The sequence below is a fragment of the Shewanella sp. MR-4 genome (genome assembly GCF_000014685.1).
Classification (GTDB): domain Bacteria; phylum Pseudomonadota; class Gammaproteobacteria; order Enterobacterales; family Shewanellaceae; genus Shewanella.
This window is the reverse complement of sequence record NC_008321.1, coordinates 1,411,237-1,426,701: the sequence shown is the minus strand read 5'-3', so window position 1 is coordinate 1,426,701 and position 15,465 is coordinate 1,411,237. Positions and strand designations below refer to the sequence as shown.

General features: G+C 47.8%; 16 protein-coding genes. 8 read left to right on the top strand and 8 right to left on the bottom strand.

What is annotated here, in order from left to right; genetic code table 11:
- Positions 1–8 precede the first annotated feature (8 nt).
- The gene (gene pilW / locus SHEWMR4_RS06445) at positions 9–797 is read right to left on the bottom strand and encodes a type IV pilus biogenesis/stability protein PilW (RefSeq protein ID WP_011622014.1); all 789 of its coding nucleotides are present in this window, start codon (positions 795–797) and stop codon (positions 9–11) included.
- 32 nt (positions 798–829) lie between these two features.
- The gene (locus tag SHEWMR4_RS06440; RefSeq protein WP_011622013.1) at positions 830–1,951 is read right to left on the bottom strand and encodes a bifunctional tRNA (adenosine(37)-C2)-methyltransferase TrmG/ribosomal RNA large subunit methyltransferase RlmN; all 1,122 of its coding nucleotides are present in this window, start codon (positions 1,949–1,951) and stop codon (positions 830–832) included.
- A 144-nt stretch (positions 1,952–2,095) separates the two neighbouring features.
- Here SHEWMR4_RS06440 and SHEWMR4_RS06435 point away from each other — a divergent pair, with 144 nt between their 5' ends.
- Both SHEWMR4_RS06435 and SHEWMR4_RS06430 read left to right on the top strand, forming a co-directional pair.
- Positions 2,096–3,187 carry a CNNM domain-containing protein gene (locus SHEWMR4_RS06435; RefSeq protein WP_011622012.1) on the top strand — a complete coding sequence of 364 codons (1,092 nt, stop codon included), beginning with the start codon at positions 2,096–2,098 and terminating at the stop codon, positions 3,185–3,187.
- 97 nt (positions 3,188–3,284) lie between these two features.
- Positions 3,285–5,036, top strand: coding sequence for a bifunctional metallophosphatase/5'-nucleotidase (locus SHEWMR4_RS06430; RefSeq protein WP_011622011.1), 1,752 nt, complete (start codon positions 3,285–3,287; stop codon positions 5,034–5,036).
- Positions 5,037–5,432: 396 nt separating this feature from the next.
- On the opposite strand, the gene SHEWMR4_RS06425 is transcribed toward SHEWMR4_RS06430, so the two are convergent.
- On the bottom strand, positions 5,433–6,326 hold the full coding sequence (locus SHEWMR4_RS06425) for a LysR substrate-binding domain-containing protein (protein ID WP_011622010.1): 894 nt from the start codon (positions 6,324–6,326) through the stop codon (positions 5,433–5,435).
- A 164-nt stretch (positions 6,327–6,490) separates the two neighbouring features.
- On the opposite strand from SHEWMR4_RS06425, the gene SHEWMR4_RS06420 reads away from it, so the two are divergent.
- Both SHEWMR4_RS06420 and SHEWMR4_RS06415 read left to right on the top strand, forming a co-directional pair.
- Entirely contained in the window at positions 6,491–6,934 is a 444-nt protein-coding gene (locus SHEWMR4_RS06420) for a DoxX family protein (RefSeq protein ID WP_011622009.1), read from the top strand.
- A 10-nt stretch (positions 6,935–6,944) separates the two neighbouring features.
- Positions 6,945–7,640, top strand: coding sequence for a pirin family protein (locus tag SHEWMR4_RS06415; protein ID WP_011622008.1), 696 nt, complete (start codon positions 6,945–6,947; stop codon positions 7,638–7,640).
- 97 nt (positions 7,641–7,737) lie between these two features.
- Here SHEWMR4_RS06415 and SHEWMR4_RS06410 read toward each other — a convergent pair whose 3' ends face one another.
- From SHEWMR4_RS06410 to SHEWMR4_RS06390, 5 genes are all read right to left on the bottom strand, one after another.
- Entirely contained in the window at positions 7,738–8,268 is a 531-nt protein-coding gene (locus SHEWMR4_RS06410) for a GNAT family N-acetyltransferase (protein WP_011622007.1), read from the bottom strand.
- A gap of 63 nt (positions 8,269–8,331) precedes the next feature.
- The gene (locus SHEWMR4_RS06405; protein WP_011622006.1) at positions 8,332–8,853 is read right to left on the bottom strand and encodes a GNAT family N-acetyltransferase; all 522 of its coding nucleotides are present in this window, start codon (positions 8,851–8,853) and stop codon (positions 8,332–8,334) included.
- Between the two features lie 167 nt (positions 8,854–9,020).
- A complete protein-coding gene (locus SHEWMR4_RS06400; protein WP_011622005.1) occupies positions 9,021–9,323 on the bottom strand; it encodes a hypothetical protein in 303 nt (100 codons plus the stop codon).
- Positions 9,324–9,459: 136 nt separating this feature from the next.
- Positions 9,460–9,669 carry a DUF3820 family protein gene (locus tag SHEWMR4_RS06395; protein WP_011622004.1) on the bottom strand — a complete coding sequence of 70 codons (210 nt, stop codon included), beginning with the start codon at positions 9,667–9,669 and terminating at the stop codon, positions 9,460–9,462.
- A 235-nt stretch (positions 9,670–9,904) separates the two neighbouring features.
- Entirely contained in the window at positions 9,905–10,363 is a 459-nt protein-coding gene (locus SHEWMR4_RS06390; protein ID WP_011622003.1) for a GNAT family N-acetyltransferase, read from the bottom strand.
- A 531-nt stretch (positions 10,364–10,894) separates the two neighbouring features.
- On the opposite strand from SHEWMR4_RS06390, the gene SHEWMR4_RS06385 reads away from it, so the two are divergent.
- The 4 genes from SHEWMR4_RS06385 to SHEWMR4_RS06370 all read left to right on the top strand — a co-directional run bounded on the left by SHEWMR4_RS06385 (position 10,895) and on the right by SHEWMR4_RS06370 (position 15,432).
- Positions 10,895–11,677: an AAA family ATPase gene (locus SHEWMR4_RS06385; protein WP_011622002.1), complete on the top strand. Its 783-nt coding sequence runs from the start codon at positions 10,895–10,897 to the stop codon at positions 11,675–11,677.
- Positions 11,637–12,071, top strand: a complete 435-nt coding sequence (locus tag SHEWMR4_RS06380) for a hypothetical protein (protein WP_011622001.1) — start codon at positions 11,637–11,639, stop codon at positions 12,069–12,071. Before SHEWMR4_RS06385 ends, SHEWMR4_RS06380 begins: the two co-directional genes overlap by 41 nt.
- Before the next feature lie 134 nt (positions 12,072–12,205).
- The gene (locus SHEWMR4_RS06375) at positions 12,206–13,699 is read left to right on the top strand and encodes an ABC transporter substrate-binding protein (protein ID WP_011622000.1); all 1,494 of its coding nucleotides are present in this window, start codon (positions 12,206–12,208) and stop codon (positions 13,697–13,699) included.
- Positions 13,696–15,432, top strand: a complete 1,737-nt coding sequence (locus SHEWMR4_RS06370) for a GGDEF domain-containing protein (RefSeq protein ID WP_011621999.1) — start codon at positions 13,696–13,698, stop codon at positions 15,430–15,432. The genes SHEWMR4_RS06375 and SHEWMR4_RS06370 overlap by 4 nt, the downstream gene beginning before the upstream one ends.
- Positions 15,433–15,465 lie beyond the last annotated feature (33 nt).

Sequence of the window (15,465 nt, the reverse complement as noted above, 5' to 3'; positions counted from 1 at the left end):
GTTATCTTTCATTGATGCAAATTAACTCTGTATTGCTTGGCTTGAGGCGATGCTGGGAATTTGGCGAGTAATAAAATGCCAAATCGCTTCATAGCAGCATCATCATTCAACGCCTGCTCAATTTTTATTCCGAGCGTTAAACTTTCTGGAGTCTGGGCTGCCACTTGGTGATAGCGCGCTAATTGGTTTTGCGCATCGACATAATCACCTTTATCCAACCCAAGCTCAGCCAGCTCCAGTAAAGACACCGAGCGTCTCGGGTCATACTTTAACGCCATCTGAAAATACTGTCGTGCCTTTTCTGTTTGTCCCGCGTCTCGGCTACAAATGCCTAAGTTCTCATAACTGGAGGCGGTACGCGTATATTTGGGCATTTCTATTGCTGCTAAAAACATCTTTTCAGCTTTGTCATATTGCTTTTGTTGGCACAAAAACACCCCAAAGTTATTCATGGAATCGCCAGAGGCGTCCTTGGTATTGATAGCGTCTTGATACGCCTGTTCGGTACGCACTAAATCGCCAACAGTCTGATAGTAATAGGCCATAGCCACATGCACATCTTCGAGCTCTGGCGCATATTCGATTGCTTTATCAAGATTGTACTTGGCTTGTTCCGAGTTACCTCGATTAAGGTAAGTTAAACCGAGCTGCATACGTTCCCGTGCGGCGGCAACTTTATCGAGTTTCCGCTCCGACACCGGAATATCTGTCCCTGTATAGGTACGCTCAGTTACGCATCCTGTCACTAATAATGACAGGGCAATTGCTAATGAAAACCCTGACAATCCATGCTTCATGGGCAAGCCTATAAATCTGTGCAAACAAAGAGTTAATTCATTGTGACCGAAATCTGATTTTCTTGCATGCGTTTTTTTGCTAAACGCTTGGTTCGATCGCGAATATCACCCGCTAACTGTCCACAGGCCGCGTCAATATCATCACCACGGGTTTTGCGTACAATCACAGTTAAGCCATATTCCATCAATACCTTAGAAAAACGGTCGATGCGCGAGTTCGATGAACGACCATAGGGTGAACCTGGGTATGGATTGAATGGGATCAGGTTAACCTTGCAAGGAGTATCCTTCATTAATTGCGCTAACTCATGGGCTTGTTCAGTACTGTCGTTGATGTGATCGAGCATCACATACTCCACAGTCACGCGGCCACGGTTAGCGTTAGATTTGGCGATGTAACGGCGGATCCCCGCAAGGAACTCTTGCAATGGATACTTTTTATTCACCGGAACCAGAATATCGCGCAGTTCATCGTTTGGCGCGTGGATACTCACGGCGAGCGCCACATCGAGGGCATCACCGAGTTTATCTAATGCTGGCACGACACCCGAAGTTGACAGGGTCACACGGCGTTTTGACAGGCTAAAACCGAAGTCATCCAGCATGATATCCATCGCCGGGATCACGTTAGCTAGGTTCAGCAGCGGTTCACCCATGCCCATCATCACTACGTTGGTGATTGGGCGCTCGCCGGTATCTTTAGCAAACCCTAAGAAATGGGAAACACGCCAAATTTGGCCGACGATTTCAGAGACAGTTAAGTTGCGGTTAAAGCCTTGCTGCGCGGTAGAGCAAAAAGTACATTCGAGGGCACAGCCCACTTGAGATGATACACACAGAGTGGCGCGGTCATCTTCAGGAATATACACGGTTTCGACTTCTTGACCTTCGCCGACGTGGATGGCGAACTTAATGGTGCCATCGGCGGATTTTTGATAGCTTGAAATCTCAGGCGCAACAATCTCACAGCGCGCCGCCAGTTTTTGGCGTAACACTTTGTTGATGTTAGTCATCTCTTCGAAGTCACTGACACCGAAATGATAGATCCACTTCATCAGCTGATCGGCACGGAAAGGCTTCTCACCGAGATCCGCAAATAATGCGCGCATCGCCTTACGATCAAGGTCTAATAAATTGATCTTTTTTTCACTCATAGGACTAACCTCAACACCAAAACCTGCAACAGGGCGGCGAATTATACAGACGCAGAAAAATTTTAGCCAGCAACTCCACACTCCTATGATAGAATCGGCGTGGGTCAATGTTGGCCTAAATTATGGAGTTGTAATACCACCTATATGTTAACCCTCATCATTATAGTGCTTGTCGCTGTCGGAGTTTCTTTTCTGTGCAGTGTATTCGAAGCTGTGTTGCTCTCGGTTACCCCTAGTTATATCGCCTCGCTCGAACAAACTGACAGTGCCGCAGCCGCCCGGTTGCGTAAACTAAAAGAAAACATCGAAGCGCCTCTCGTGTCTATTTTGACCCTAAACACCATTGCCCACACTGTGGGTGCCGCCGTTGCCGGTGCGCAAGCGGCCAAGGTTTTTGGTGATGACATGCTCGGCGTGTTCTCCGGAGTGTTAACTTTTATCATCCTATTCTTCTCAGAGATTATTCCGAAATCTGTGGGAGCCAATCACTGGCGCCGTTTAGCCCCGAGTGTGTCGATTGCCATCACTTGGATGAAGCGTGTCACTAAACCGCTCATTTGGATGTCGCAACAGGTGACTCGCCTGCTAGGTAAAGGGGAAGAAGGTCAGTACATTCGCCAAGAAATGAGCGCCATGGCCAAGATTGGACATGAATCCGGTGAGTTAGACGAGCAAGAGTCTAAAATTTTGACCCAAATGCTCAAGGTGCGTGACGTGCCTGTGACGGCGATTATGACGCCGCGTACCGTGATGTTCTCCTTGCCCGTTTCACTGACGCAAAATGAGTTTGTGCAGGAATATCGCGACAAACCTTTTACCCGCATTCCGGTATACGATCAGGACCACGACGACATTATCGGTTACATCACCCGTACCGATGTTTTGCTGGCTGAACGTTACAGCCCTAACGCACCGATTGGTGAACTCAAGCGCAGCCTATTTGTGGTGCCCGAAACGGCTAAAATCTTGCCGTTATTCGAACGGATGATTAAACGCAATACACAAATTGCGATGGTGGTTGACGAATACGGCAGTAGCCAAGGTATTGTGACCCAAGAAGACATTATCGAATCACTACTTGGCTTAGAAATTGTCGATGTGAATGATCCTGCGACCGACATGCAGCAATTGGCCCGTAAACTCTGGACCAAGCGCATGAAGCAAAAAGGCATTCGTCTCTCCGATGATGGTGACTTCGAAGCCGCCGCCGAAGATGACGAGGCGCGCTCGGGTTAATGACATTATTTAGTCATTGTTAAAGTAAAGGGAGCTTGGCTCCCTTTCTTGTTTTTGGGGAGAAGGTTATAATCTCCCGCCGTAAAAGAGGTAGGTTATGACACAGGGATACACACTCTCACTCGCGCACATCAACGATACCCATTCGAATTTTGAGCCCAGCCGCGTACAATTTTCCCTCAATCTAGGGCTTAAAGCCTTAGATATCACCAGTCACAGCGGTGGCTATGCGCGCCTGGGGTATCAGATTAGTCAGGCACGTGACCGAGCCGCACAAAGCCAAATGCCGTTTTTATTTTTACATGGTGGCGACAGTTTCCAAGGCACGCTGTATTTCAGCCATTTTAAGGGTAAGGCCAACGCCCATCTGTTGAATTTGCTTGCCCCCGATGCCATGGTGATTGGTAATCACGATATCGATGAAGGCAATGCGCGGCTCGCCGAATTTGCCAAGCAAATCGATTTTCCGCTGCTGGCGGGGAATATGGACTTGAGCCAAGAGGATATCCGCAAGCCGGGTAACCTGCGTACTGTGGCGAATATTCTGGCCTATGATGAAAAAAACCAGCTTGCCAGCTACCTCGAAAAGCCCTTCTACGACAAAAAGCTCGCCGTCATCGGCATAACTCTGGATCAGATGAAAGACATCGCCAGACCCGATCCCGATACCCACTTTGTCGATGCTATTGCGACCACGGCGCGCACCGTCGAGCATCTGCATGCTAAAGGCATCAAGCACATTATTGTGCTGAGTCACTTAGGCTTAGATCAGGATAAAAGGCTTGCCGAACAAGTCGATGGCATCAGTCTTATCGTCGGCGGCCATACCCATACCTTGCAGGGCGATTTTAGTGCCTTGGGGTTAAGTCATATTCCCTATGGCGAAACCATCCATGGCACTCCTATCGTGCATGCGGGGAAATACGCCGAAACCTTAGGCTTGGCCGAGATTGAATTTGATGCAGCTGGCCGCGCGATAAGCCTAAAAGGTGGCAACTACTTTATGCTCGATAAACAGTTTATGTTGAGTTCGAGTGAGCAAGTGGATGACACCGACTATCAAGCCGTGCAGCAACGCTTTAATGAGCATCCCTATGTATTGTGGGATGATGCCGATGAAGACATTCACGGCGTGATCCACGATATCTATCGCCCCGCGATTGCCGAGATGGAAAACAAAGTCTTAGCCCTTGTGCCTAAGAATCTAGTGCATACCAGACTGCCGTCTAAGGCATTGCCCCATGGCAGTGAAATCGCCCCTTGGGTGAGCCGCAGTATGTTCCAAGAGGCCAAGCTTGAAGATCCCCGCATTCACTTTGCCCTGCATAACGCGGGCGGAGTAAGGCAATCGGTCGCCCAAGGCAGGCTCACCCTCGCCGATGTGTTGGGGCAATTGCTTCCTTTCGAGTTGCCATTAGTTAAATACGAAATCCAAGGACAGTATTTATACCAAGCGCTGGAGTCGGCAATTAACGCCGCGACAAACAACAGTGTGCGCGGCACGGGTGCGGGCAGCTTCCCCTATACCTATGGATTACGTTATTACTACGATGGTAGACGCCCATTAGGGGAACGCTTGTTCAAGCTTGAAATGATGCAGCAAGATGGCTTATCACTCTGGTATCCAGTGCAGCCCGATGCGCTCTATGTGGGGGTTTCTACCTCCTATACCGCTGCGGGGAAAGAAGGTTATCACCCACTGTTACAGGCGCGCTGGCAGGAGTCGATTGAGACGCTCACCCTACCACAGGCTTTTATTCGCTTCCTCAATCGGGCGCCCAACCCCAATTTAGCGGATTTGCTCTCCCCACATGTGCATTACACCAGCCATGTAAAGCGCTCAGTGTAAGCGCCCAGTGTCAGGGATTTATATCAGCGCTGCCGCAAAGCCCAGCCCTCTTAATTCATCACAGTACTTAGGGCGTGTTGACGTTTCAGGGTTATTTTTGCAGCAGTTTGGCTGGCGTTTATGCAAGGTAAAGTCCGTGCAGTGTAGTTATTCTACATAAACGGACGATAACGCAGCAGAAACGCCAGCCAAACGCTGCCCGAAGGGTTCGTCTAGCAAGCTCGTTCTCTTTGTCACTCGTCATTTGAGTAGAATAACTACACATCATTCCTCGTTTCGCGAGCACGAGCTTGCCAGAACGAACAAAATTTAATCTCGAAACGTCAACACGCCCTAGCAATGGTTAAGTACTGTGATTCACTCAATCCAGTAGCCAAACGCACTATCGACATCTCACTAAAACAACCAGTCGCAATGGGGTAAACGTTCGGCAAACCACGCCTGCGCTTTGCCTTTATTTCCCTTGCGCCATGCGAGAAACACCGGCTGCGCCGGTCTTGGGATCTCAACCTTGCACGCGACTAATACGCCTGAAGCGAGTTCTTCGCGGATCAAATGTTTCGGAAGATAGCCCACACCCAGCCCAAGTTGCTGGGCTTTAATCTTGGTCTGCATGTTCGGCACGCGAATGACTTGGCGACTATCAAACAACCCACTGGAGCGCTGCGCGAGCGCCGTTGAGCTGTCAGCCACCACCACGGAGGGAAATTGCAACAGGGCTTCGGTCGAGATGGGATGGTCAAACTGTGCCAAGGGATGGTGAGGCGCAAGGGCAAACACGAATTCAAGCATGCCGATTTCGACTAAGTGATATTGCCCCTTAGGTAACTCCCCCGTGACCCCAATGGCAATATCGGCGCGGCCCGAATACAGCGCATCCCAACCGCCACCCAATGACTCCTCGGTGATATTGATGGTCACCTGTTTACCTAACTCGGTAAATTCAGCAATCAGTTTAAGCAGTGGTAAATCGGGCACCACAGTATCTATGGCTAAGGTTAATGCCGACTCCCAGCCCGTTTCGAGTTGGCGAACCGCCTCCTCAAGCCTGGCGGTGGCGGCTAAAATCTCCCGCCCTTGGCGTAATACTAGCTGGCCAACTAAGGTCAGTTCCGCGCGCTGGCCCTTACGTTCAAATAATTTTACCCCTAAGTCGCTCTCTAATTTCTGCACTGTGTAGGTCAGCGCCGATGGCACCCGGAATAAGGAATCGGCCGCAGCCGAAAAACTTCCTTTTTTATCAATAGCATCGAGCACTATCAAGCCATCTAGACTCATCACAGGTAACATAGCCACCTCTTGTTCAAATTTTTTGAAATAAACCTTGAAAAGGTTCCGATTTTCTTTCCATCAGGTCAAGTCTAGACTGTAAACCAATGGAGAGATTAACGCTAAGCCTCCACCGACTAACCCATTAACGACATAGTTAAAAAATTTGAATTAAGGAACATCCCATGAAAGCACTTATCACAAAATTACTAACCTCTGCCCCAAGTTTCGCCCCATTGGCCCTGCGTATTCCTATCGGGATCATCCTCATGGCCCACGGCTCGCAAAAGCTCTTCGGCTGGTTTGGTGGCTACGGCCTGGAAGGCACAGGACAATGGATGGCCTCCATCGGCTTAACCCCTGGCTACTTAATGGCGCTGATGGCGGGCTCGAGCGAATTCTTTGGTGGCTTGCTGATCATTATCGGTTTACTGACTCGCCCAACGGCACTGGTATTGTCCTTTACTATGATGGTCGCGATTTTCTCGGTCCACATTGGTAACGGTCTGTTCCTCAGCAATAACGGTTATGAATTTGGTTTAGCCCTGTTAGCTGCTACTGTGTCTCTGGCCGTGTCAGGTGCGGGTAAACTCAGTGCCGACAACCTGTTAGCCGCACGCTTAAAATAAGGAGGAAATGATGATCCGTTTACGTAAAGCGCAGGACCGTGGGCAGGCTGATTTAGGCTGGTTAAAGAGCCAACATACCTTCTCGTTTGCAAGTTACTACGATCCACAGCATATGGGCGTGTCTTCCCTACGAGTCATTAATGATGACAGAGTCGCGCCGGGCGCAGGGTTTGAAACCCATGGCCATAAAGATATGGAAATCATCAGTTATGTGATTTCAGGCACCATTGCCCATAAGGATAGCTTCGGTAATGTTAAGACCTTACCAGCGGGTGAGTTTCAGTTAATGTCTGCTGGTAAAGGGATTTATCATAGCGAGTTTAATGCATCAAACACTGAGTCTCTGCACTTTTTGCAGATCTGGATCCAGCCAGACACCTTAGGCATTGATGCGGGTTATCAGCAAAAGGCCTTCGAGCAAACCTCGGCGCTGACCGCCGTGGTCACCCCAACGGGTGAAAATGGCACCTTGAAAGTACAGCAGGATGCAACCTTGTATCGCCTCATGCTGGCACCGCAAGAGCAAGTGCATATGCCGCAGCTTAAGCCACAGCGTCAGCTCTATGTGCAACTGGTGGAAGGTACGCTTAAGGTCAATGACCAAGTGCTCACCCCTGGGGATGGCGCACATATCACCGCCGAAGAAGCGGTTCGATTTAGTGCCGCTGGCGGCTATGTCACCGCCCTAGTGTTTGACTTAGCCTGATGAATATTGTGACCAATAAAAAAACCGCCAAGGAAACGAGGCGGTTTTTTTATTACTCTGCGTGTAGCCAAAGGAGAGCAGTCTTTCGAGCGCGAACCTATGACAAAGACATAATCAAACTAAAGTTCACTAACACCTGTGCCCTGTCGTTTTGTTTATCTTCGGCGGTGAGATAGCGACGTAGTTCATTACGGCGAATGCAATTAAAACCCTGTTTCTCAAAGAAAGGACGCGCCTGATAGGAAGCCTCTACGGTAAGCCTTTTAAGGTTACGGCTTTTGGCCTCTTCGAGCAGGGCTAAATACAAATGCGTAGCAACCCCGGCACGGCTATATTCTGGGTGGACAAACAGACAATCGACTTCGCCGACCATACAATTGAGCTCTTCATCGGGACAGAGCCTTAAGTTGGTAAAGCCAACCAACTTGCTGCCTTCCTGCGCCACCCAAGTGGTGGTGTCTTCTAACTTAGCCAGCCAGTAGGCGTCACTGCGCGCCTCACCCTGATTTTGCGCCCAAGCTAAACGTTCGGTAAGCGAGTAATATTCCTGCGCGCCCTCCATCACACTGGCGTTAAATACCGCCGCCACCTGTGCCACGTCCGGAGGTGAAAATAAGCGTATCTGCATTGGAGTCCACTCCTATGGGTTAATCATGACCAATGGGCACATAAGCAGTGTATTCCCATTCAGTTACAGTTTTTTAGTCATATAAAAACTCGGCAATACCTGGCCCAGTTTTTGTTGATAGCTGCGCTGCTGTTGGACAAATCCGAGTTTAATAAACAGCCCGCGGGAAAGATAAGACGCATCGGCACTCAATTGACTATACCCCTGCTCCCTCGCCCACAGTTCTAGCTGTCGATAAGCTCGCTCCCCCAGCCCCTGCCGTTGCCAATCGGGATCAATATAGAGGCTATCTATATATCCTCTATGGTGAAAATCCGTTTCGACATTGATAAAACCTGCACAAATCTTAGATAAGCCCGCGGCATCTGTCACCAAAATAATCCATGCTTGGGAACGACTTAAGCGTAAATGCCAATGTTGACTCGAACGGGGTGCCTGCGACCAAGCCTTAAGCTGCGCGGCGTTATAACGCTCATGTTGTATTTGATGCACGCACTGATGAAAGAGTTCACTCACCGCACGGGCATAACGGCGCTGATAGGGGACGACTTCGACTGGCTTTTCGATTGAATTGGCGGCGGACACGAGTAATCAACCAAGAGTGTAAATAATCGCTATATTCTGCCGCGATTTAGATTCGAGCGATAGCATCAACGCGATAAGAAAAGGTTTGTCGCTGTAAACAAAACCGCCTCGAACAAGGCGAGGCGGTTTAGGAACTCATCGCAACATGGATGTTGCTAAGACATCGATTATTTCTTCTCGATTTGACCAACAAACAACAGCTTGTCGAAGGTGCGGTTTAAGGTTTTGCTGGTGAATTGATTCATCCACATTTGCTCAACCACGGCCACTTTATCGCCTTTCTTGACTTCAGCTTCTGGGCCAGCGGCCCAAAACGTGTTGTCAGCTTCTTTAATTTGAACATAGGTGTAGCCGCCACCATTCATGGTATCAACCACAGTTCCTTCATGAACGACGCCCTGTGCCCAAGCACTTGACATACCTAACGCTAATGTTGCTACAGCCGCTAATTTTACCAATTTTGCCATCATGCCTTTTGTTCCTTGTGTTCCTTGTGTTTTACTAATATGCGGCATTAAAACATGCCATAGGTAATAAATCGCCAATCTCTATCACGAAATACAACACTTATCGCAAAAGTAGGATTTTTATCGCTCAGTAGGGAACTCATTTCAATAGCGGTTTTAACATGCCCTCAAGGCCGTTGAGTTTTACCTCATAAATCAGCGCTAACTGCTCACCTAACTTTCCCTTCGGAAACCCCTGTTGATGAAACCACACTAGATAGGGTTCGGGCAATTCGAGTAAGCGGCGACCGGCATATTTGCCAAAGGGCATCACCTGATTGACGGCATCGATAAGCTGTTGTTGATCCATTGCATTACCACTTCAAACAAAAAACACACTAATAGGTGGATGCTACGCTATTGACGGACAAATGCCTAAAGTTAATGATTCGAATCAATAGACTCAGATTAAGTGAAGTAGATAGGTAACAAGCGACTAAAATCTATGATAAAGGTGTCGAGTAAAGCTTACTTAAGCGGATAATGCCGCCATACAGACCCAATAATTCAGGATAAGCCGTCAACTTATCCTGAATATGGCAATGCTAAAGATACATTTTTCGCATGTTCGGCCCAAGATTGGCGCAGGGGGAATACACAAAACCATAATCGCTACAGAGCCTTTCCTCTTCGCCATGCACATTAATACTGACGCAAGTGCCAAGCGTTGCATGCTCATCAACGAAAGTCATCACCCGCTCTAACATGATGCTGGCCAAGCCTAAATGGCGATATTCAGGTAAAACAATAAAGTCCTCAATCGCCAAATGGTTAGCCTTACCGCCATACACGCAGCTGGTCGCGATGATTGACGGCGAGTTTTTCTCTTGTTCCCCAGTCACCCGAATCGACACCCAATATAAAGGCTGTAACGGATGACCCTCCCCTATTTCCACACCGATAGAGGGATGCCCCGCAGCATCGCGTAGATTCAGCAGCTCATGAAATAAAGGTGCAGATTCAACCAACTCAAATTCAATAGGCATAAGCATTTTAATATCCATTTTGGCATCCCTTCACGAATGGTAGAAAAATCGAGGTGATTAGACGGCATAATAGGAAAATCCTAACTGAATTAGGTGGCAATTTGATGACATACAGAACAGCAACAAGACAACTTTCGACTGAAAATCATAAAGCAAAGAACAAGTTTTCAATAATGTTTAAGAATAAATACCAAAAATTATATTCATAAAAGAAATATAAGAATTAAGACTGAGGCAATCGTTGCACTCGACTCAAGTAGTGACGCTGACTTAAATACGCCCAAAAGAATCACAAAAGCATTTTAAATCATGTAATTAATCACAAATCAGCCTCATTTATCTTTGCTCGATATAAGAGTCAAATAAACGGCACACGTCACTGTAACGTCAAATAATAATCGCGCGACATTTTATAAAAAAACGTCAAAAATCAGCTAATTGACCTCAATTAACATAGGGTTTACATTCATTTATGACAACAAGGTGCGGTAAAAGCTCGACACTTATAACAGCCGCCCAAGTGATACCCTAAGCATTGAGGAATTCGTCATGATAGTGTTAGTCGGCGGCGAAAAAGGCGGCAGCGGTAAGAGTTGCCTCGCACAAAATATCGCAGTATTTCTCACCACTGAATGTGGTGCCTCTGTCATCATGGTGGATTGCGATCCACAACGCACCACATCCGATTGGATCCAAGCCAGAAACAACAATCCAAAACTTGCTAGCATCAACTGTGTGCAACTTTACGGCAAAATCCGTAATGACTTGCTGAGTTTAGAGCAGCACTATGACTTCGTTCTCGTAGATTGTGGTGGACAGGATAACCTCGCATTAAGGGCGACCATGTCGGTGGCTTCGCATATCTTGATGCCGCTACGACCAAAACGCCGCGACTTAAAAACAGTGAGCCATATGGATGATATCGTCGCCACTTGTAAGATGATTAACCCCAAATTACATGCCTCTTTCGTTATCACTCAATGCCCTAACCTGCCGAATCAAGCAAACCGCATTCTAGAGGCAAAAGAAGTCTGTAAAACATACGATATCAATGTTTTAGATGCGATCACCTACAGCCGTAACATCTATGATGATAGCGAAGAATCGGGATTATCCGTGATGGAGATTGAGCCCAACGGCAAGGCAGCCAACGAAATCCGCGCCATTGCCTGCGAAATGTTCCAGGTTGACTGCGCCGCCTCATTAACGGCATTACTCAGGCCAAGCACGCCAATGGCCGCATCACGCAGTGCTATCAATCAACCTCAGCCAAATCACCTGAGAGGACAATATGGGACTCAGCGACCTCAAGAAAAACGCTATGCCATCTAGGGGTGGCGCGCAGCCCCTCTCCCTCGATGAGTTTATTGATGCCGCAACCCTTTATGCTATGGGAGAGACCCGCCTTCCGAGCACGGGCTCTGCCGTTGCGGTCGATTTAGTCAAAGAAGCCCAAGTCGAAGTCACGCTGGATTCTTCCAATGTGGTGACGTTACATCGACCACAAACGGCAACCAGACTGCTCGATGCGAGTATTGAAGAGGAGCGGCCACATTACCGAAAAGCGACGTTCTCCCTCAGTGAAGCGGCGATCAGCCATTTAGCCAAGCTCTCTGAAGAAAGTGACATATCCAAATCGAAATTGATCCGTTTTTTGATTGAACAACATTATGCCTTGCCCACCGCCTTGCGGCAGATGCGCGAGCAGCAAATAAAAAAATCTTAGTATCGCGCCATCTCCCAACCTTTTTCGGTGATCCAAGTTAATTCGATCACCGTTTTTTTTCGCCTCAAAACCCTACAAAAATTAAGACATAGTTTTTTATCAAGCCTATCCTTATTGTACAGTCGAGATGATTAATGCTACTTATTAGCATGTTAACACTTGTATCCGAGGGGTTATTCTTGTTAAAACCTTTGTCACTCTTACTTGTCGGACTGGGTTTCACGCTAGCAGCACCTGCCTTAGCGGAATTTTCCTTGGCACAAATTCCCCCCCTCACGAACAAAACGCCCATCACCTTAGTCGCCGAAAAAGGCTTTTGGACTGACTACCTAACGCAGGAAATGTTACCCAAGTTCACCGAAAAAACCGGCGTTAAAGTCAATGTGGTCAGTACCGAGCTGGAAGGCATGTTCGAACTACAGACCCATGCATTGCTGCAAGGCGAAGGAAAATATGATCTGCTAACCATGGAAGCCGGCTGGGCAAAAGAGTGGGCCGCCAATGGCTATACCGTCCCCCTATTAGAACTCGCAAAACTCTACGATCCCGACGGTGAAAAAGCGATGGAAAGCTATCTCGAACCATATTACCCATCCTTGCTGAATATTTTGTCCTATCACGGTGAGTTACACGCTATTCCCTACAATAACTATGTGATGGGGAGTCATTACCGCGCGGATTTATTTGAGAATAAAACCGAACAAGCTCAGTTTCAGCAACGCTTTGGTTACCCACTCAAACCCGCGACTAATTTCGATGAACTACAGGACCAAGCGGTATTTTTTACCCGAAAAGCAGGCGAACTGCTTGCGGGCAAGCCCTTAAGCCACGACTTTTATGGCTTGGCATTAATGTCTGGCAACAAGCCCCATATTAACGATGAATTTTCGAGCATCATTTGGAGCTTAGGGGGCGCTTGGATGTGGCCCGTCTATAATCCGCAAAAGCAGATCACCCACTTCGAAGTGCCCGCAGTCAACCAAGAGGCGATAAAGGCAAGCGCTATCTATCGAAAACTAATGCCTTACGCCATTCCGGCGGATGATAAATTTGCCTTCAATGAAGCGGCCAATGCACTGGCAAGCGGACAAGTGGCGATTTGGCCCTTTGCCTACAACAATCTCTGGTCGGTCTCCTTTAAAGTCGAGGCCAATGTGCCAGGCGCTCGGCTTGGCGTGGCTCAAGTGCCTGGCGGCATGCCCTATAACGGTGCCTACGCTTTTGCCGTGAGCTACGACAGTAAAAATCCGCAAGCCGCCTATTGGTTACTCAAATACATGGGCACCTATGAAGCCCAATATGCCTACGCCCTCGGCGGCGGCAATCCCTGCAGAATGGATGTGGTCACAGCGCCAGAATTTAAACAAGCCTCTAAGAGATCCATTGCTGGCGCCTTTGAGGCGAGCCAAATTGCTAACTTATTTTGGTCTACTAAAGTATTGGAAGTAGGACACTTTACCACTACCGCTATGGGGCAGATTTATCCCGAATTAAGTCATGCTTGTTATGCAGCAAGCCGACACGAAGCCAACAGTACCGATATTTTTATTGAGTTAAGCAGCAAAATTAAACACCTGCAGAATACCTATGGGGAAGTGCCTGCAATTGATAAGAAAAATAACCAATGAATGTTAAGCGACTCACCAGTCTAAAACATAAAATCGCGCTGGCCTTATACATCATCCTAGGCATGGCACTGCTCAATGGCATTATCGCCATCCTATTGTCACAACAGTTAAGAACCAAAATAGAGCAATTGGTCAACAGCGATGTCGTCAAAGTCACCACTGCACTGCAATTAGCCAAGAATAGCGAAAGACTGCAAATCATCACCACCGAACTGAATCACTATGACACTGAGCAGCAGCGACTCAGCTTACTCCAGGAGCTAACCCATCAATGGGAGCAACTGTTACAAGACACAAAAGTCCTATTGAGCCTCGAAAACACACCCAATATACATGAGACACTCAATAGAACGATTGATACCCAGCTGTACTTTCAGCAGCAACTGCCTCTGCTCGATACGCTAACCGACAGCGCATTACAGGCCAAATTACAGGCGCAAAATATTCAGACGAACCTCGCGGGTATGTCATCGGCCTTTTCCGACGAGATGCAAGCGCAACTCGACCTAAGCCACAAACGTAATGCTCAACTTATTGCACAGCACAATCTCAGCGGGATAAGCTATAACCTCAATGAACATCAGAAAATCTCTGACTATTTGCATCAAGGTGAGCACCTATTTGTACTGCTCAATGAAGTCAAAAATACCCAAACGAGCATAGGCCTCAACCAGCTTCAACGGGATGCCATGCGTCTTTTTATCGAAATGGAAGCCGTCGCCACCTCAATACCGCCAGATAATACGATTTATCTCAACTGGCTATCTCAAATAAAACAAAACATGGTTGGCAATGACAATCTGTTTGAACTGTCCCGTAATGCCTTAAAAAGCACTCAAATTGCCAATGCGCATTTTGGCTATCAAGCCAATGCAGCGAGGGAGATCGCCAGCTTTACCCAAGTGTTAGTTAATCATGTGGAAGACGAGATCCAAGTTGCAGGAACGAACCTTAACAGCGACAGCACCGCCTTTGTCATCCTGATCTTTTGTGGCGGCATAGTGTATTGCTTCTTTATCTGGGTGATCAGTTGGCATTTTATCGCCAAGGGCATTATCAAACCCGTTATCGCTACTCGGGATGCAATGAATGCCATCGCTAACGAAAGACTCGACACCGAAATGCCCATTACCGATAACTTAGAGCTACAACAAATGGTGAGCTCGCTCGAAACCCTAAAAACCTACGCCGCCCAAGTGAAAGCCATGGCGGAAACCGATGGCTTAACCGGCTGCTATAACCGCCGCTACCTCGACAGCCAAATCAAGAAGGAATTGAGTTACGCCAACGATCACAATATGCCCCTCAGTGTTGTGATGTTCGATATAGATAACTTTAAAGAATTCAATGATAAATATGGTCATGTCGCTGGCGATCAGTGCTTAAAACAAGTCGTCGATGCCGCAAAATCGATTCTGCAACGCCCAACCGATATCCTCGCCCGCTATGGCGGTGAAGAGTTTACCTTACTACTGCCCTCGAGCCACTGTGAAGACGCCTATAGAATTGCCGAGCGCCTGCGCGAAACCATCATGGAATTAGCCATCCCTCACCAGAGCTCGTCACACTCGGGAGTAGTGACCATTAGTTTAGGGGTCGCCTGCTGGCAACCAGCACAGTCACTCGATGCCAATCTAGTTATCTCTGATGCGGACGAAGCCCTGTATCAGGCCAAACAAGCCGGACGCAATCGCACAATAGCCTTGAGACACCCTGAATTTCGTAACCTATAAGCTCCTGTATCGATTTATTTTTAGGCAAGGATT